This is a genomic window from Rhodococcus sp. NPDC059969 (genome assembly GCF_042738325.1).
In the GTDB taxonomy this organism is placed as follows: domain Bacteria; phylum Actinomycetota; class Actinomycetes; order Mycobacteriales; family Mycobacteriaceae; genus Rhodococcus_F.
Map to the genome: position 1 here is coordinate 1 of NZ_JBHWUF010000015.1, position 16682 is coordinate 16682.

General features: G+C 63.6%; 16 protein-coding genes. 9 read left to right on the plus strand and 7 right to left on the minus strand.

The features are described 5' to 3' along the window. Window positions 1–162: 162 nt before the first annotated feature. Window positions 163–657, minus strand: coding sequence for a transcription elongation factor GreA (gene greA, locus ACFWAD_RS27660; protein ID WP_007726385.1), 495 nt, complete (start codon window positions 655–657; stop codon window positions 163–165). Window positions 658–883: 226 nt separating this feature from the next. After that, window positions 884–1309 (minus strand): DUF4307 domain-containing protein, encoded by a 426-nt coding sequence (locus ACFWAD_RS27665; RefSeq protein WP_230814194.1) that lies wholly within the window; start codon window positions 1307–1309, stop codon window positions 884–886. 255 nt (window positions 1310–1564) lie between these two features. Between ACFWAD_RS27665 and mca the strand changes: the two genes are divergently transcribed. From mca to ACFWAD_RS27680, 3 genes are read left to right on the plus strand one after another with little or no spacing between them, the layout of a single operon-like run. Continuing rightward, a complete protein-coding gene (mca, locus tag ACFWAD_RS27670) occupies window positions 1565–2443 on the plus strand; it encodes a mycothiol conjugate amidase Mca (RefSeq protein WP_378450041.1) in 879 nt (292 codons plus the stop codon). After that, the gene (locus ACFWAD_RS27675) at window positions 2440–2754 is read left to right on the plus strand and encodes a hypothetical protein (RefSeq protein ID WP_007726381.1); all 315 of its coding nucleotides are present in this window, start codon (window positions 2440–2442) and stop codon (window positions 2752–2754) included. The genes mca and ACFWAD_RS27675 overlap by 4 nt, the downstream gene beginning before the upstream one ends. Window positions 2755–2773: 19 nt before the next feature. Then, the gene (locus ACFWAD_RS27680) at window positions 2774–4801 is read left to right on the plus strand and encodes a thioredoxin domain-containing protein (RefSeq protein ID WP_378549643.1); all 2028 of its coding nucleotides are present in this window, start codon (window positions 2774–2776) and stop codon (window positions 4799–4801) included. Here the strand turns inward: ACFWAD_RS27680 and ACFWAD_RS27685 are convergent. Continuing rightward, window positions 4768–5436 (minus strand): hemolysin III family protein, encoded by a 669-nt coding sequence (locus ACFWAD_RS27685; protein ID WP_378549646.1) that lies wholly within the window; start codon window positions 5434–5436, stop codon window positions 4768–4770. The genes ACFWAD_RS27680 and ACFWAD_RS27685 overlap by 34 nt on opposite strands. Before the next feature lie 172 nt (window positions 5437–5608). Here ACFWAD_RS27685 and ACFWAD_RS27690 point away from each other — a divergent pair, with 172 nt between their 5' ends. After that, window positions 5609–6376, plus strand: coding sequence for an isoprenyl transferase (locus ACFWAD_RS27690; protein ID WP_214885238.1), 768 nt, complete (start codon window positions 5609–5611; stop codon window positions 6374–6376). A 6-nt stretch (window positions 6377–6382) separates the two neighbouring features. Here the strand turns inward: ACFWAD_RS27690 and coaA are convergent, their stop codons facing one another. Then, window positions 6383–7315 carry a type I pantothenate kinase gene (coaA, locus tag ACFWAD_RS27695; RefSeq protein WP_378539526.1) on the minus strand — a complete coding sequence of 311 codons (933 nt, stop codon included), beginning with the start codon at window positions 7313–7315 and terminating at the stop codon, window positions 6383–6385. A gap of 172 nt (window positions 7316–7487) precedes the next feature. Between coaA and ACFWAD_RS27700 the strand changes: the two genes are divergently transcribed. The 5 genes from ACFWAD_RS27700 (at window position 7488) to ACFWAD_RS27720 (ending at window position 14048) form a co-directional block, all read left to right on the plus strand. Continuing rightward, window positions 7488–8684 carry a DUF885 domain-containing protein gene (locus ACFWAD_RS27700; RefSeq protein ID WP_378549649.1) on the plus strand — a complete coding sequence of 399 codons (1197 nt, stop codon included), beginning with the start codon at window positions 7488–7490 and terminating at the stop codon, window positions 8682–8684. A gap of 76 nt (window positions 8685–8760) precedes the next feature. Next, window positions 8761–10068 carry a serine hydroxymethyltransferase gene (glyA, locus tag ACFWAD_RS27705; RefSeq protein ID WP_378549652.1) on the plus strand — a complete coding sequence of 436 codons (1308 nt, stop codon included), beginning with the start codon at window positions 8761–8763 and terminating at the stop codon, window positions 10066–10068. Window positions 10069–10228: 160 nt separating this feature from the next. After that, complete coding sequence (locus ACFWAD_RS27710; protein WP_378549655.1) at window positions 10229–11662, plus strand: amidase; 1434 nt, start codon at window positions 10229–10231, stop codon at window positions 11660–11662. 26 nt (window positions 11663–11688) lie between these two features. After that, complete coding sequence (locus ACFWAD_RS27715; RefSeq protein ID WP_378549658.1) at window positions 11689–12405, plus strand: LuxR C-terminal-related transcriptional regulator; 717 nt, start codon at window positions 11689–11691, stop codon at window positions 12403–12405. Between the two features lie 275 nt (window positions 12406–12680). Beyond that, entirely contained in the window at window positions 12681–14048 is a 1368-nt protein-coding gene (locus tag ACFWAD_RS27720; RefSeq protein WP_003945274.1) for a PhoH family protein, read from the plus strand. Between the two features lie 56 nt (window positions 14049–14104). On the opposite strand, the gene ACFWAD_RS27725 is transcribed toward ACFWAD_RS27720, so the two are convergent. The 3 genes from ACFWAD_RS27725 to ACFWAD_RS27735 are packed head-to-tail and all read right to left on the minus strand — an operon-like array spanning window position 14105 to window position 16597. Beyond that, window positions 14105–14509: a carboxymuconolactone decarboxylase family protein gene (locus tag ACFWAD_RS27725; protein ID WP_378549661.1), complete on the minus strand. Its 405-nt coding sequence runs from the start codon at window positions 14507–14509 to the stop codon at window positions 14105–14107. 30 nt (window positions 14510–14539) lie between these two features. Further along, the gene (locus tag ACFWAD_RS27730; protein ID WP_378549664.1) at window positions 14540–14965 is read right to left on the minus strand and encodes a limonene-1,2-epoxide hydrolase family protein; all 426 of its coding nucleotides are present in this window, start codon (window positions 14963–14965) and stop codon (window positions 14540–14542) included. Between the two features lie 18 nt (window positions 14966–14983). Beyond that, on the minus strand, window positions 14984–16597 hold the full coding sequence (locus tag ACFWAD_RS27735) for a serine hydrolase (protein ID WP_378549667.1): 1614 nt from the start codon (window positions 16595–16597) through the stop codon (window positions 14984–14986). Window positions 16598–16682: the final 85 nt, after the last annotated feature.

Below are 16682 nucleotides of genomic sequence, written 5' to 3' on the forward strand. Positions count from 1 at the left end.
GCGCGGCGTTTCTGTCCGCCCCTTTCTCGGCGGTAATTAAACCGCGCCGGGTGGTTTGTGTGCCCGGTAACTGCAACCCCTATCTCCAACCACCCCCCCCCCCCCCTTGTGGGGGGCCGCTTCTTTTCAGAGCTGGTACTTCTTCAGGGCTGGTGAAGGCGATCAGCTGTGGTAAGGCTCCGCGCTCAGCAGCGTGACCTTCATGGTGCTGCCGTTGGGCAGGTTGTACTCACGCGTGTCGCCGACCTTGGCTTCGAGCAATGCGCCGCCCAGCGGTGAGTTCGGGGAGTAAACCTCGAGCTTGGCGTCACGTGCGCCTTCTTCGCGGGTAGCGATGAGGAACGTCTCGGTGTCACTCTCGTCGCCGTCGTAGTAGACCTTGACTACGGATCCGGGCAGTGCAACACCGGACTGCGTGGGGGCTTCGCCGACCTTGGCGCTGTTCAGCAGCTCCTGGAGCTGGCGAATGCGGGCTTCCTGCTGACCCTGCTCTTCGCGGGCAGCGTGGTAGCCGCCGTTCTCTTTCAGGTCGCCCTCTTCGCGACGCTCGTTGATCTCGGCGGCGATGACAGGGCGATTGGCGATGAGCTGGTCGAGTTCGTTCTTGAGCCTGTCATGTGATTCCTGGGTAAGCCAGGTCACCTGGGTCTCGGTCATCTCGATCACTCCCTAGTAGTCGGAGCCGGGGGCTCCCTCGACGATCGCTGCAACAGCAGCGAACAACGACGCAGAAGCACCACCAGGGGTGCAGCCTTGCCGTCAAACCTTGCGTCAATGCAGCAATACACGGTTCCACCCGGAACCGTGTATCGGGCAATTCTATCACGCATGACTACCCGCCCTGTCCGGCGCCAAACGTCCGGCAGGGTGGGTGCGTCCGAGGTCAGCTCTTGGTCAGGTACTCCGGAACGTCGAAGCTGCAGCCGTAGACGTCGGCCATGCCGGGCGGCTGGGACGTCTTGACCTCGGTGTTGAACTCGAGGGTCTGATGTTCCGAAGGCGGGACGTAGACCTCGCGTCGACCGGTTTCGGAGCCGTCCTTCGAGCGGGCGCGCACGATGCACATCGCTTCACGTGACGAATCGTCACGGGTGACGGTGAAGCGGATCTTCACCGTGGCGTCGTTGGCGATGTCGAACGAGATGGTCTCGGTCTCGATTTCCTTGACTGCGAATTTTCCGTACGCGTAGTACGCGATTCCGCCGCCGACGACGATGACGAGAGCGGTCAGAGCCCACACCATCCACTTGCGGGGACTGCCCGTGCGAGTAGTGCTCGGGTACCGATCTTGGGGAAGCGGTTTGCTCATCACTCTGCTCTCGAAGACTCGAGTTCACGTGTCGTGCAGCAACTGACTGCGCCCCACCGAACTACTGAAGGGGTCACGGCTGCGCCAGGAACTCTCGGGTGGAACTATAGAGGACGTGTCCCGTCGCGCCGTCGGTAGGTTTGACGGCAGTCGGTACGTTTGACGGCAAAGGCTCGGAGCAATTCGAGCGGTACAAAGCGTGTTGGTCGAAGACTGCCGGCGACGGCAATAGGTGAAGTTGAGGTGAACGAACACGTGAGCGGATTCCGGCTCATGGCCGTCCATGCCCATCCCGACGACGAGTCGAGCAAGGGTGCGGCCACCACCGCCCGTTATGCAGCCGAAGGCCACGAAGTGATGGTCCTGACGCTCACCGGGGGTGAGCGTGGCGACATTCTCAACCCGGCCATGGACGTTCCCGGCGTCCGCGATCGAATCAGCGAAGTCCGCCAGGAGGAGATGGCCGAGGCCGCTCGCATCCTGGGCGTGAAGCAGCGCTGGCTCGGTTTCGTCGATTCCGGGCTCCCCGAGGGTGACCCTCTTCCGCCGCTGCCCGAAGGGTGCTTCGCCCTCGTTCCGCTCGAAGAGTCCACGCGCGCTCTGGTCAAGGTGATTCGCGAATTCCGTCCCCACGTCGTCACGACGTACGACGAGAACGGCGGATACCCACATCCGGACCACATCCGGTGCCACGAGGTGTCGATGGCTGCGTACGAAGCCGCCGCCGATCCCGAGTACTTCCCCGAGGACGGTCAGCCGTGGGAGATCAAGAAGCTCTACTACTCGCACGGATTCATCCGTAAGCGCCTCGAACTCTTCCAGGAGGAGTACGAGCGCCGGGGTGAGCCGTTCCCGATGGCGGACTGGCTCAAGAAGTGGAAGACCGAGCGTGGCGACATGATGGTTCGGGTGACCACTCAGGTCACGTGCGGCGATTACTTTCCTCAGCGTGACGACGCTCTGCGTGCGCACGCGACGCAGATCGATCCCAACGGTTCGTTCTTCGCTGTGCCGCTCGACATTCAGCAGAAGATCTGGCCCACCGAGGAATTCGAGCTCGCCAAGACGCGGGTCACCACGTCCATTCCGGAAACCGACCTGTTCGCAGGTCTCGAAGAGGACGCTCAGAAGTGAATGCTCTGTCCGCCGAGGTAGTTCTCGGCACCACACAATTTCTTGCTCAGACCCCGAGTAATCCATCGGGCCCGGAGTTCGGAAAGTCGTCTCCGGTCGGATTGCTGGTCATTCTGGCGCTGCTCATCGGTGTGATCCTGTTGGTTCGGTCGATGAATCGCCAGCTCAAGAAGCTGCCGGAAACCTTCGAACCGGATCATCCCGAACTCGATCAGCAGGCGGACGAAGGCACCGATCGGGGAGCGATCACAGCTCCGAGCCCGGCGGAACCGAACGTCTCTACCGAGAAGAAGCCGAAGCAAGAATCCTGAGACGGACGAGGTAGCGACGATGGACCCACGGATGCGGAACAACCTGGGTGGGTCCTCGAGTCCTTACCTGCGTCAGCACGCCGACAATCCGGTCTACTGGCAACAGTGGGGCGAAGAGGCGATGGAGTGGGCGCGCGAGCGCAACGTGCCGATCCTCCTCTCGATCGGGTACTCGGCGTGCCACTGGTGCCACGTCATGGCGCACGAGTCGTTCGAGAACGACGAGATCGCGGCGATCATGAACGCGAACTTCGTCTGTGTGAAGGTGGACCGCGAAGAACGTCCGGACATCGACGCCGTCTACATGAACGCGACGGTCGCGATGACCGGTCAGGGCGGCTGGCCGATGACCTGTTTCCTGACTCCCGACGGCTCACCGTTCTACTGCGGTACGTATTACCCGCCGACGCCTCGCGGCGGAATGCCCTCGTTCACACAGCTTCTCGAAGCGATAGCGGACACCTTCACCAATCGGCGCGACGAGGTCGACAACGCGGCACAGTCGATCGTCACGGAACTTCAGCGCGCGTCCGGCGGAATCCCGTACGGCGGAGCGCCCGTCGATGCGGAGCTGCTGGATGCGGCGGGTCTGTCGATCCTCGGCGACGAGGACATTCCGCGCGGGGGATTCGGCGGGGCACCGAAGTTTCCGCCGTCGGCACTTCTGGAGGGAATGCTCCGACAGTTCGAGCGCACAGGTTCGAACGAGATTCTCGGAGGCATCGAGCGCACCGCCGAAGCAATGGCACGTGGCGGCATCTACGACCAGTTGGGTGGCGGTTTCTCGCGGTACTCGGTCGATGCCGAGTGGGTGGTTCCGCACTTCGAGAAGATGCTCTACGACAATGCGCTGCTCCTGCGGTTCTACGCGCATTGGGCGCGGCGAACCGGATCGGACCTGGCCACCCGCGTCGCCGTGGAGACCGCAGGGTTCCTGCTCGCCGATCTGGTGACCGAGAACGGTTGCTTCGCTTCGGCTCTCGATGCCGACACCGACGGCGTCGAAGGCCTCACGTACGTATGGACGCCGGCGCAACTGGTCGAGATTCTCGGCGAGGACGACGGGCAGTGGGCGTCGGAGTTGTTCCGGGTCACCGATACCGGAACCTTCGAAGAGGGTGCGTCGGTATTGCAGTTGCTCCATGACCCCGACGACTGGTCGCGCTGGCAGAAGGTCTCCGACGCTCTCCGTGCTGTCCGGGCTCAGCGTCCACAGCCTGGCCGCGACGACAAAGTGGTGACTGCCTGGAACGGGCTGACCATCACGGCTTTGACGGAAGCGGGCCTTGCCCTGGACCGGCCCGACTGGATCGACGCGGCAGCCGAGTGCGCCGGCGCTCTTCTCGACCTTCACCTGGTAGACGGTCATCTGCGCCGTGCTTCCCTCGGCGGGACCGTCGGCACCCCGACGGCAGTGCTCGAGGATTACGCAACGCTTGCGACGGGCCTCCTGGCGCTCTACCAGGCAACGGGAACTGCGCGATGGCTTGATGCGGCGCAGCAACTGCTCGACGTCACTCTCGATCATTTCGCCGATCCGGCCGAGCCGGGAAGCTGGTTCGACACAGCCGATTTCGCGGAGTCTCTCGTCACCCGGCCCCGAGACCCGTTGGACGGCGCGACGCCTTCCGGTGCGTCGAGCGTCGCCGAGGCACTGTTGACCGCAGCGGCGTTGACCGACGCCGAGCGCTCCTCTCGTTACGCGCAGGCTGCGGCGGACGCGATGGCGAGGGCCACGCTGCCGCTCGAGCGTGCGCCGCGGTCGGCGGGACACTGGCTCGCGGTGACGGAAGCGTCGTTGCGTGGTCCGATACAGGTGGCCGTCGTCGGTGAAGGATCGCTGTTGGCCGCTGCCCGCCGGCTTGCCCCGGGTGGTGCAGTGGTGGTGGGCGGAGCGCCGGATTCTTCACCGCTGCTTGCCGATCGACCCCTTGTCGACGGTGGTGAAGCCGCGTACATCTGCCGGGGATTCGTGTGCGATCGGCCGGTGACGACGGTGGTGGAGTTGGCGAGTCAGTTGAACACGACGAGCCATACCGCGATGTAGTGGCAGATCGCCGCGACGACCGTCGCGGCATGGAAGAACTCGTGGTGACCGAACGTCGTGGGCCACGGGTTGGGCCATTTCGTCGCGTACAGAATTGCGCCGACGCTGTAGAGGATTCCGCCGACGAGCAGCAGGACCATCGGGGCGACGCCGACCTGGTGTGTCAGTTCGCCGACCACTGGGACGATCGCCCAGCCGAGCAGCAGGTAGAGGGGAACTCCCACCCATTTCGGGGCGGTGGGCCAGAGCATCTTGAGCGCGACGCCGGCGAGCGCGCCGGCCCACACGATCGCAAGAATGATCTTGCCGGTGTCAGTGGGGAGGCCGAGCATGGCGAACGGTGTGTAGCTGCCGGCGATGAAGAGAAAGATCATCGAATGGTCCGCACGCTTCATCCACGTACGGCCCTTGACGGTCTGCCACTGAATGCGGTGATACGTCGCGCTGATGCCGAAGAGGCCGCAGATCGTGATGCTGTAGATCGCGGTTGCCCAGGCCGCCTTGGCGCCTACCTGAGCGCCGGCCACGGACACGAGAACGATGCCCGCCACGACGGAGACACCGAGCGCCCACAGGTGGATCCAACCGCGCATGCGTGGTTTGACCGGAAGCTCGTCGAGCCCGAATGCCGTCATGTGCAACCCCTCTCGTTCCGTGCTGTTGCGAACCGCGTAACCTACGGTACCGTAGGTTACGCACCAGTAGCATAACCTACCTGCGGGTTTTCGACGCGTACAAAAAGCGTGACGGCGCTCGCATGTGGCAGTCACTGCCGGGCGTAGTCTTTGACACCATGGTGATGTCACGGTGAATCTGCGCGGACTGCTGTACAGCATCTACGAGCGACGGCTCCTCAGTCATCTCGACGGTCTCGCGCACCCCCGGCACGTAGCCGTTATGTGTGACGGAAACCGGCGATGGGCTCGCGAGAACGGCTTCACCGATGTCAGTCACGGGCACCGCATGGGCGCACTCAAGATCGCCGAATTGTTGGAATGGTGCGACGCCGCCGGAATCGAGATGGCAACCATCTATCTGCTCTCGACCGAGAACCTGCGCCGCGAACCGGAAGAGTTGGACACCCTCCTCGAGATCATCACCGACGTCGTCGAAGAGATCTCCGGGCCCGGCAAGAACTGGAGTGTGCAGATCGTCGGTGCCCTCGATCTTCTGCCCCCCGAGCAGTCCAGGCGATTGCGGGAAGCTGCAGCCGGAACAAGTGGCCGAACCGGAACGCATGTCAACGTCGCGATCGGATACGGCGGGCGGCAGGAGATCGCCGACGCCGTCCAATCGCTCCTACGCGACAAGATCGGTGAAGGTCTGAGCGGAGACGAACTGATCCAGGCCGTCACGGTCGACGGCATCGACGGTCACCTCTACACGTCGGGGCAGCCCGATCCGGATCTGGTGATCCGCACCTCCGGCGAGCAGCGGCTCTCCGGATTCCTGTTGTGGCAGAGCGCCTATTCGGAGATCTGGTTCACCGAGGCGTACTGGCCCGAGTTCCGCCGAGTCGACTTTCTGCGGGCCCTGCGTGACTACGCGGCGCGCCACCGCCGGTTCGGCGCCTGAGTCGTCTCAGAGCTTGCGCAGTCGTAGCCGGTTGATCGTGTGATCGGCGTCCTTGCGCAGCACCAGGGTTGCGCGAGGGCGGGTGGGGAGAATGTTCTCCACCAGGTTCGGGTGATTGATCGAGTTCCAGATCTCCTTCGCCGCGATGGTCGCGTCACGGTCGGAGAGGCCGGAGTAGTGGTGAAAGTGAGCGTTCGGATCGGCGAACGACGTCTTGCGTAGTGCGAGGAACCGCTCGATATACCAGGCTTCGATGTCCTCGATGCGGGCGTCGACGTAGATCGAGAAGTCGAACAGATCGGAGACCATCAGACGTGGGCCGGTCTGCAGGACGTTGAGGCCCTCGATGATGAGGATGTCCGGCTGGCGGATCAGATGGTACTGGCCCGGGATGATGTCGTACGACGTGTGCGAATACACCGGCGCCGCTACTTCTTCCGCGCCGGACTTGACTTCCGTGACGAAGCGCAACAGCTTGCGACGATCGTAGCTTTCGGGAAAACCCTTGCGGTGCATGATGCCTCGACGCTGGAGTTCCTTGGTCGGATACAGGAATCCGTCCGTGGTGACGAGGTCGACGCGTGGGTGGTGATCCCAGCGGGCCAGGAGAGCTTGCAGCACACGAGCTGTCGTGGATTTTCCGACCGCAACCGAACCGGCGACACCGATGACGAAGGGCACCTGGCGATCGGGATGCTTCTCACCGAGGAACGTGGCGGTGGCCGCGAACAGTCGTTGGCGCGCCGCCACCTGCAGGTGGATCAGACGTGCGAGGGGGAGATAGACCTCGGCGACCTCTTCGAGATCGATCTGCTCGCCGAGACCGCGCAGGCCGTACAACTCGTCCTCGGTCAACACCAGCGGCGTCGACTTACGCAGTGTCCGCCACTGCTTGCGGTCGAACTCGACGTAGGGACTCGACTCGTTGGTACGCGCCATCAGCCCAGCTCACCGGCGCGTAGTGAACCCGGAGCCCGGCGGACGAAACAGCTATGCGAGCAAGCCAGGCGCGAGTGCGCACGATCCGAGTGCATAGTCGGATTGTGCTCGGTGCCACGTCCGGGACTTTCGCCGGGTGGCATTCCGGAGCGAGCGGCTAGGCTCGGTCGTTATGGATCCAGACACACTTGTTCGCCAATATCTGCTGCTCGGACTGGGTTTCGACCGTCTCGAAGACGGATTCGTCGATGCGTTCACCGGTGACCCGGCGTTGCGGAAGCAGGTCGAGAGCGCCCCGAAGCCCGATCCGCGCGAACTTGCCCGCACGGCACGTCAATTGCGGGGCGAACTGGCCGGAAGTGGTCTGAACGCCGAGCGCGCTCACTTCATCGACGTTCACTTGCGCGCCCTCGAATGCTCCGGGCGCAAGTTCGCGGGTGAGGACATCGGCTTCGTGGACGAGGTGGAGGCGTACTTCGACGTACGAATCGCCAAGGGAAACGAGGACGCCTACAGCGACGCTCACCGGTTGATGGGTGACGTTCTCCCCGGTCCGGGACCGTTGGCGCAGCGGGTGCAGGCGCATCGCAAGGCCGACGAGATCCCCCCAGCAAGACTGAACGAGTGCGTCGAGGCAATGTCGAGTGCGCTGCGTGATCTGGTTCGCGGCACGTTCGGGCTTCCCGCGTCGGAAACCGTCGAATACGAAGTGGTGGGGGACAAGCCGTGGTCCGGCTTCAACTACTACCTCGGTGACTACCGCTCCAAGGTTGCGATCAACTCGGACCTGCCGCAGTTCATGGCCAACTTGCCGCGGCTGATCGCGCACGAGTCCTACCCCGGCCATCACACCGAGCACTGCCGCAAGGAAGCCGGCCTGGTCGGGACCGGCCAACTCGAGCAGACGCTGTTCCTGGTCAACACGCCGCAGTGCATCGTGGCCGAAGGCCTCGCGGATCTGGCGCTCGAAGCGATAGTCGGTCCGGAGTGGGGCCTGTGGGCGCAGGAGATCTACGCCGATCTCGGATTGTCTTTCGACGGGGAGAAGGCGCAACGGCTCTCCACCGCGTCGGGGCAACTGCTGAGCGTTCGTCAGGATGCTGCACTGATGTTGCACGACGAGGGCCGCAGCCTCGACGACGTGGCGCTCTTCCTCGAACGGTGGTCGCTGTCGACGCCGGAACGCGCTCGCCAATCGCTCAAGTTCCTGTCTTCGCCGCTGTGGCGGGCGTACACCAGCACGTATGTCGAGGGATACCGGCTGCTCGGTGGCTGGCTGGACGAGGTGCCGGTGGGCGCAGAGCGCACCGAACGCTTCCGCAGGCTGCTCGACGAGCCGCTGGTCCCCAGCTCTCTGCGTGCTGCCTAGTGCCGGGTGGAGGCGGCGGGAGCGAACTTCGTAGACTGGACGCATTCGTTTCCGCATCCAGCTTGGAGATTCTTCGATGACCGCTGTGCCCGGCTCCGACGTCAACTCTGCATCACTCGCCGAACTCGACCCCGAAGTCGCCGAGGCGATGGCTGGTGAATTGGCTCGTCAGCGCGACACGCTCGAGATGATCGCGTCGGAGAACTTCGTTCCCCGCTCGGTTCTGCAGGCTCAGGGCAGCGTCCTGACCAACAAGTACGCCGAGGGCTACCCGGGACGTCGTTACTACGGCGGTTGCGAGCACGTCGACGTCATCGAGGATCTCGCGCGCAACCGTGCGAAGGAACTCTTCGGCGCGGAGTTCGCGAACGTTCAGCCGCACTCGGGCGCACAGGCCAATGCTGCTGTCCTGATGGCACTGATGAACCCGGGTGAGAAGCTGCTCGGCCTCGACCTTGCACACGGTGGCCACCTCACGCACGGCATGAAGCTCAACTTCTCCGGCAAGTTGTACGACGTCGCGTCCTACGGCGTCAGCAAAGAAGATCACCGCATCGACATGGACGAGGTGCGCTCGATCGCCCTCGCCGAGAAGCCGAAGGTCATTGTCGCCGGCTGGTCCGCGTACCCGCGTCAGCAGGACTTCGCGGCCTTCCGTGCGATCGCGGACGAGGTCGGGGCATACCTGTGGGTCGACATGGCTCACTTCGCCGGATTGGTTGCGGCGGGCCTGCACCCGTCGCCCGTCCCGTACGCGGACGTCGTCTCCTCGACCGTCCACAAGACCCTCGGTGGACCGCGTTCCGGTCTGATCCTGGCGAAGAAGGAGTGGGCCAAGAAGCTCAACTCCGCTGTCTTCCCCGGTCAGCAGGGCGGACCGCTCATGCATGCCATCGCGGCCAAGGCAGTCACCTTCAAGATCGCTGCAGGAGAAGAGTTCAAGGATCGTCAGGCACGCACGCTTTCTGGTGCGCGCATCCTGGCCGAGCGTCTGGGGAACAAGGATGTCGCAGATCAGGGCATCAGCGTCCTGACCGGTGGCACCGACGTCCACCTCGTTCTCGTGGACCTGCGTAACTCGGAGCTCGACGGCCAGCAGGGTGAGGATCTTCTGCACGAAATCGGCATCACGGTCAACCGCAACGCTGTTCCGTTCGATCCCCGCCCGCCGATGACCACCTCCGGTCTGCGTATCGGTACCGCAGCGTTGGCCACCCGCGGATTCGGCGATGCCGAGTTCACCGAGGTCGCCGACATCATCGGTACCGCTCTGGCCGGCAACGCGGATCTGCCGGCGCTGCGTGCGCGCGTCGCCAAGCTCGCCCTCGACCTTCCTCTGTACGACGGTCTCGAGAACTGGGGCCTGCTCAGCAAGAACGTCTAGGAATTTCTTCACCGACGGCCCGGTCCCTTTCGAGGGGCCGGGCCGTCGGTGTTCATGGATTTGCGGTTCATGGACTTGTGGCATCGGTCACATGACCGATGGTGGCGGAGTTCGGCGCTTCCTAGCCTGAGAGCATCACCCCTCCGGCGAAGGAAATCCCATGACCGAACAGAATCTGCATTGGCTCTCCGCCACCGAGATGGCGGCGGAGGTCGCGTCGAACAGTCTCTCGCCCAACGAGATTGCCGAAGCGATGATCCAGCGCGTCGACGCCGTCAACCCGTCGATCAACGCGATAGTGCAGTTCGATCGCGAGCAGGTCACGCGCGACGCGGCCGAACTCTCACGGCAGCAGGAATCGGGCGAGAAGCTCGGCCCGCTGCACGGTGTTCCGTTCACGATCAAGGATCTGACGGCAGTGGACGGGCTGCCGACCACGTTCGGGATGAAGCCGATGGCCGACAACATCGCGACGGGAAATGCCGTCGTGGTGGACAGGCTGCGCGGCGCGGGCGGACTGTTCCTGGGAAAGACGAACACTCCCGAAAGCGGTTACTACGGTGGCACGGACAACCACCTGTACGGGCCGACGCACAACCCGTGGAAGGTCGGCAACAGTGCGGGCGGGTCCAGTGGCGGTGCGTCGGCTGCTGTGGCTGCCGGCCTCGGGCCACTCGCCGAGGGCAGTGACGGCGCCGGATCGGTGCGAATCCCCTCGGCTCTCTGCGGGGTTGTCGGGCTCAAGCCGACCACCGGTGTCATCCCGCAGACCATCCTGGCCGGCCGGTTCTACAACTGGGCGTACCACGGTCCGATCACCAGGACGGTTGCCGACAACGCGCTCATGCTCGACATCATGGCCGGGCCGCACAATGCGGATCCGCTCTCGATCGAGCGTGCCGAGACCTCGTATGTCGAAGCGGCGAAGGGTGACGTGAAGGGACTTCGTATTGCGTGGTCGACGAATCTCGGCCTAGGCCATGTTGATCCGGAGGTGCTGGCGGTGTGTCTCGACGCATTGTCCGCGTTCGAGGAATTGGGTGCCCAGATCACCGAGGCGACACCTGATTGGGGAAATCCGTCGGAATCGATGTGGAACGGTATCTGGGTTCCCGGTTTCGCTTCGGAGTACGACTTGCTCGACTGGGAGAACCAGCGCGGCGAGGTCGACGACAACCTCATCGAGATCATGCACGAGGCCGAGCGGCTCACCGGTGTCGACGTCGGGCGGGCCGACGCCTTCCGCGGCGTCATGTGGGACACGTGGACCACGTTCATGAACGACTACGACGTACTGGTTTCGCCGACCTTGGCGTCGGCCACGTTCCCGCTCAGCCAGTTCGCGCCGTCGTGGCTCGAGGGAGCGTCGCTGCGTGAGCAGTTGCTCGATTGGCTCTTCACCTACCCGTACAACATGCTCAACAACCCGGCGATCACCGTGCCCGCCGGATTCACCGCCGACGGCCGACCTGTGGGGCTGCAGATCGCCGCACGCCACCGTCAGGACGCATTGGTCCTGCGGACGGCTGCGAACTTCGAGGCGGTGCGTCCGTGGGCCGACAAGAAGCCTGCCGATTCGCTGGTGGTGGCCTAGCTCACACAATTGACTAGATTGGTGTGATGACGTCTGTACTTCCCGATCGCGGCGCGCGACCAGACATGTTCGCGCCGCGATCGCCGGCGGCCGGGGCCTACGGCATTCTCGGCCTGTGCGCCGAAGAACTCCGAGCACGCGGGCTCGAGTACGCGGCAGCAGCGGTCACGTACCGAGATCCGTCCACCGGACGGCATCGGGCCCTGGCGAGTTCCGGATACAACACACGGGTGCTCGATTTCCTTCTCGACGACTTCGTCGCCGATCGAGACCTGTTCGGCATAATTCGCGAGGCTTCGGGCGTTCCGGTGTTCTGGCAGGACGTGCCACGCTTCGAGCAGGTCGAGTTGGTCACCGATGTTCTGCGGCCGTCCGGGTATGCCGAGGGAGCATCGGTCGCGTTGGGGTTTACCGGCCGTGAGGTGACCGGAATGCTGCACATGAGCTTCGCGGATTCGGGCGTCGTCGATCGTGTGCGAGAGGTGGTGGCGGCGTCGAGTACAGCCTGCTCCCGGGTCGTAGGGGACCAGGTGGCGCTCGATCGCGTCCACCTGAGCCCGCGGGAGATTCAGGTTCTGCAATTGGTGGCCAAGGGCGCGGGCAATGTCGAGATCGCCGAAGAGCTGTTCGTCAGCCGACGCACTGTCGCCACCCATCTCGAGAACATCTTCGTCAAGACCGGAACCAATTCGCGGGTTCAGGCAGCGGTGCGCGCCGCCAAGTGGGGTCTGATCGAGTCCTGAGTGACTCCGAATCACACGTGTGGCATTTTGTTACCTGGCGTTCACCAGATGTGCGGCTCGTTCCGTGGCGCGAGTGTCCGATCCGCAGTACCGTCGGCAGTAACGAGTAACCAGAAGTTACTTGTGCGGGAGGTTCTGATCGTGACTGAAACACTCAGTACGAGAGGGCCGGCGCCCGGCCCTTGTTTCAGCTGACACTGCGTCACCTGACACCAGAGCCGTCCGGCCCAGCGAGCTGAGTTTGCGCGGGTGCCGCGTAGACCTAGGAGCCCAACGTGACTGCATCACGCTCCGTCTCTGCCCACTCGGCCCGGGCTGATCTATCAGCCGGGAATCATTCGGGAGATGCACTTCGCACGTACGTCTTGGATACCTCGGTACTACTGTCCGATCCATGGGCTGTCACTCGATTCGCCGAACACCACGTGGTGCTCCCACTGGTCGTGATCAGCGAACTCGAAGGCAAACGACACCACCACGAACTGGGATGGTTCGCCCGAGAATCGCTCCGCATGCTCGACGATCTTCGGATCGAATACAGCCGACTGGACCGTCCGGTGCCGATCGGCACCGAGAACGGGACACTGCAGGTTGAACTCAATCACACCGACCCTGCGGTCCTGCCCGTCGGATTCCGCACGGACAGTAACGATTCGAGGATTCTGGCGTGTGCGCTGAACCTTGCGGCGGAGGGCAAGGACGTAGTCCTCGTCAGCAAGGACATTCCGCTTCGTGTGAAGGCAGGCGCGGTGGGGCTACCCGCCGACGAGTACCACGCTCACGACGTCGTGCCCTCCGGATGGACGGGCATGACCGAACTGGACGTCGCCTCGACGGACATCGACGAGCTGTTCAACGAGGGATTCCTGGACCTCGACGAAGCGCGAGATCTGCCGTGCCACACGGGTCTTCGCCTGTTGGGTGGTTCGTCGAGCGCGCTCGGACGGGTGACTCCGGACAAGCGCATCCAGTTGGTGCGCGGTGAGCGCGAGGCGTTCGGGTTACACGGCCGCTCCGCCGAGCAGCGCATTGCGCTCGATCTCCTCATGGACGAGAGTATCGGCATCATCTCTCTCGGTGGTAAGGCAGGCACCGGTAAGTCGGCCTTGGCTCTGACGGCAGGTTTGGAAGCCGTTCTCGAGCGCCGCACTCAGCGGAAGGTTGTCGTCTTCCGTCCGCTGTATGCCGTTGGCGGACAAGAACTCGGCTACCTTCCCGGTAGTGAGAGCGAGAAGATGGGCCCGTGGGCTCAGGCCGTCTTCGACACTCTCGACGGGTTGGCCTCGCCCGAGGTCCTCGAGGAGGTTCTCGCCCGCGGAATGCTGGAAGTGTTGCCGCTGACGCACATTCGCGGTCGGTCGCTACACGATTCGTTCGTGATTGTCGACGAAGCGCAGTCCCTCGAACGAAATGTTCTGCTGACAGTGCTTTCTCGTCTGGGAACCGGGTCGCGAGTGGTTCTCACGCACGACGTCGCGCAGCGAGACAACCTGCGAGTAGGCAGGCACGACGGAGTTGCGGCCGTCATCGAAAAGCTCAAGGGGCACCCGCTTTTCGCGCACATCACACTCACTCGCAGTGAGCGTTCGCCGATCGCCGAGTTGGTGACCGACATGCTCGAGGAGTTCGGTCCCACTTCCTGAGAGGCGATCTCCCCGTGCGGACTTCGGTCTGCACGGGGAGTCCAGGTTTGAGTAGTTCAGTCCTGCAGCGGTCCCAGTTCGTTGTCGAGAACTTCCTGCACCACACGCATCGCCGCCAGTCCGGCCGGAGCGCCGCAGTACGCGCTCGCGTGGATCACGGTTTCGACGATCTCGGTGCGCGTCAAGCCGTTTCGCAGTGCCCCGCGTACGTGGCCTTTGAGTTCGTTCTCGGCGCGCAGTGCGATCAGCATCCCGAGATTGATCAGACTGCGACTGCGGCGATCCAGTCCCGGGCGCGTCCACACCGAACCCCAGACGTTGGCCGTCACGAAGTTCTGCAGTTCTTCGCTGTCGGTGCCGCGGGTGCGCTCGAAGGCAGCGTCGACAAAATCGGCGCCCATGACTTCGGTTCGCACAGCCAAGCCGGCATCGAAGGAGTCAGGCGTGGTGTTCTCGGGCATCGAAGGTTCGCTCGCTTTCGGCAGGTTTTTTCAGGCCGGAGCAAGCCTACTTCGTGACCCGTTCCCGACTACTGCGCGGCCGACCGCGGTCACCACACCCCACGCGACGTCTCGCAGACTGAAATAGTCTCGCCAGACGGAGATCTTGCCGTCGCGCAGTTCGAAGGTTCCGCACACCCAGAATTCGATGCGCAGCGGACCGACAGTCAGGATGTCGGTGCGTTCGGTGAGCACCGTGGACTCGTCGCCGACGATGTGGTGCATCTCCGCCTCGAATTTCAGTGAAGGCTTGGTGACCAGACGGAGCGCTCGCACGACGGTCTTCTTGCCTCGCAGTGTGGGGAGCGAGACGTTTTGCCACACGATGTCGTCTGTCATCAATTCGGCTGCGGTGTCCACGTCGAAATCGGTGAGGGCTGCGAACATTGCGTTCACCGTGGCTGTCGAACTACTCATGGGGTGTCCTTGGCTGATTTATTCGGCCGGTGTTGCCCGGATGAAGGTACCGAGATGATCGTGATCGAAGTACTCCAAGGTTAGCGAGTTTCCGTCGAAGGTGGCCTTCGAGACAGTCCCGGCCGGTGCGTTTTCGCCGCTGAGGGGGAACGTGAAGGTGTTTCCGTCCCAGTGCGTCAGCGGGTACGTCACGGCCGCGGGTCCCATGGTCAAGGTCAGCGCACCGTTCTGCTGCGTCACGAGCGCGGGGCCCCAGTACGGATTGCCGTAGTCGCCGGTCAATTGGTCTGTCGGTGGCGCGGGAGCGGGGGAGGCCGGCGGCGTCGTCCCGGCAAGTTCGCCCTCAGGGTCGGCTTGTGAGGCAAAGGACGCTTCGTACAGCGGGCGCCACTCGCGGGTGATCTTCCCGAACTGCACCAGATCGGCGAATTCGGCGGTCAAGGTCTCTGCGACGCCGGTGGGCGTGCCGTTAGTCAGAACGACGATGCCGACGTCAGCGGAGGGAATCGTCACGAAATTGGTCCCGGCACCGAGCAGGAAGGCTCCGGAGTGGCTGGCGGTCACACGGCCTGCCGCGCTGTCGGAAACATTGAACCCGTAGCCGTAGAAGCCGGAGCGTTCCCCGATTTCCTGCGCATGGCGCGAGACGATTTCCGGGTTGACTGCGGGCACGAGCGCATCCGTCTGAACGACCTGCTGCCCCTGATACCGACCGCCCGACAGCACCATGTCCAACCACTTGGCCATGTCGTTCACCGAGGAGCTGACTCCACCGGCGGGGGATTGGGCGTCGGCGTCCCGAACCGGCCCTACCTCGTACTTTCCGTCTTCGAGGATGTGGCCGACTGTTCGATTTTCTCGGGCTTGGTAGTCGGCGAACCGCGAAGACGTCGAAGTCATACCGAGCGGACCGTAGATCGTGTTCTGCGACAGCGTTTCCCAATCGGTGCCCGCCGCGGATGCAACGGCCTCCGCACCGGCAGTGACGCCGAAGTTCGTGTACTCGTATGTGATTCGGAAGGGATTGAGCGGTAGTTGGCGAAGTTTTTCGAGCACCTGGGCCCGGTTGTAGCCCAGGTCCTCCAGCCCGTCGCCGGCGTGGTCCGGTAACCCCGACCGATGCGTGTAGAGATCGGAGATCGTGAGGTGGTCGGTCACCCACGGATCGGCAAGCGCAAACCCCGGCAGTTTCGAGATCACCGGAGTGTCCCAGTCGACGGTCCCGATTCCGACTTCGTGGGCGACCACCGTGGCCCCGACCGATTTCGACACCGATGCCAGTTGGAACACGGTGTCGGCATCGACGGTGGCGCTCTTACCCAACTCGCGAACCCCGAATCCCTTTGCGTACACAGTCTTACCTCCGTGCACCACGGCCACCGCCATGCCGGGAACACCGGAACTTGCCATGAGGTCGTTCGCGAGGCCGTCGAGCTTCCCGACCGCGTCGTCGATTTGCCCGTCCGGGATCGGCACCCCGGCGTCGAGACCCGGGCTGGCGTCGCTGACGACCGGCCCGGGCGCCGAGGTCGTGTCGGAATCGGACGAGCACCCGGCGAGCAGGGCGACTGTGAGTACGACAGGAACCGCAGCCGCTGACAGTCGAGAGCTGTTTCTGCTGGTGATGGACACGAGAATCTCCCTAGCGGGGTGTCGTCGGTACCACTCGGTTGATTCAGTATCGGGAATTGTTGGGCTGATAGTGGGACAAATCGGA

What these genes read in the sequence shown, in the direction of transcription:
- greA (WP_007726385.1), bottom strand. Translation starts at nt 657, where the DNA reads ATGACCGAGACCCAGGTGACCTGGCTTACCCAGGAATCACATGACAGG.
- ACFWAD_RS27680 (WP_378549643.1), top strand. Translation starts at nt 2,774, where the DNA reads ATGGACCCACGGATGCGGAACAACCTGGGTGGGTCCTCGAGTCCTTAC.
- ACFWAD_RS27725 (WP_378549661.1), bottom strand. Translation starts at nt 14,509, where the DNA reads ATGCCCGAGAACACCACGCCTGACTCCTTCGATGCCGGCTTGGCTGTG.
- glyA (WP_378549652.1), top strand. Translation starts at nt 8,761, where the DNA reads ATGACCGCTGTGCCCGGCTCCGACGTCAACTCTGCATCACTCGCCGAA.
- ACFWAD_RS27715 (WP_378549658.1), top strand. Translation starts at nt 11,689, where the DNA reads ATGACGTCTGTACTTCCCGATCGCGGCGCGCGACCAGACATGTTCGCG.
- coaA (WP_378539526.1), bottom strand. Translation starts at nt 7,315, where the DNA reads ATGGCGCGTACCAACGAGTCGAGTCCCTACGTCGAGTTCGACCGCAAG.
- ACFWAD_RS27730 (WP_378549664.1), bottom strand. Translation starts at nt 14,965, where the DNA reads ATGAGTAGTTCGACAGCCACGGTGAACGCAATGTTCGCAGCCCTCACC.
- ACFWAD_RS27700 (WP_378549649.1), top strand. Translation starts at nt 7,488, where the DNA reads ATGGATCCAGACACACTTGTTCGCCAATATCTGCTGCTCGGACTGGGT.
- ACFWAD_RS27665 (WP_230814194.1), bottom strand. Translation starts at nt 1,309, where the DNA reads ATGAGCAAACCGCTTCCCCAAGATCGGTACCCGAGCACTACTCGCACG.
- ACFWAD_RS27710 (WP_378549655.1), top strand. Translation starts at nt 10,229, where the DNA reads ATGACCGAACAGAATCTGCATTGGCTCTCCGCCACCGAGATGGCGGCG.
- ACFWAD_RS27685 (WP_378549646.1), bottom strand. Translation starts at nt 5,436, where the DNA reads ATGACGGCATTCGGGCTCGACGAGCTTCCGGTCAAACCACGCATGCGC.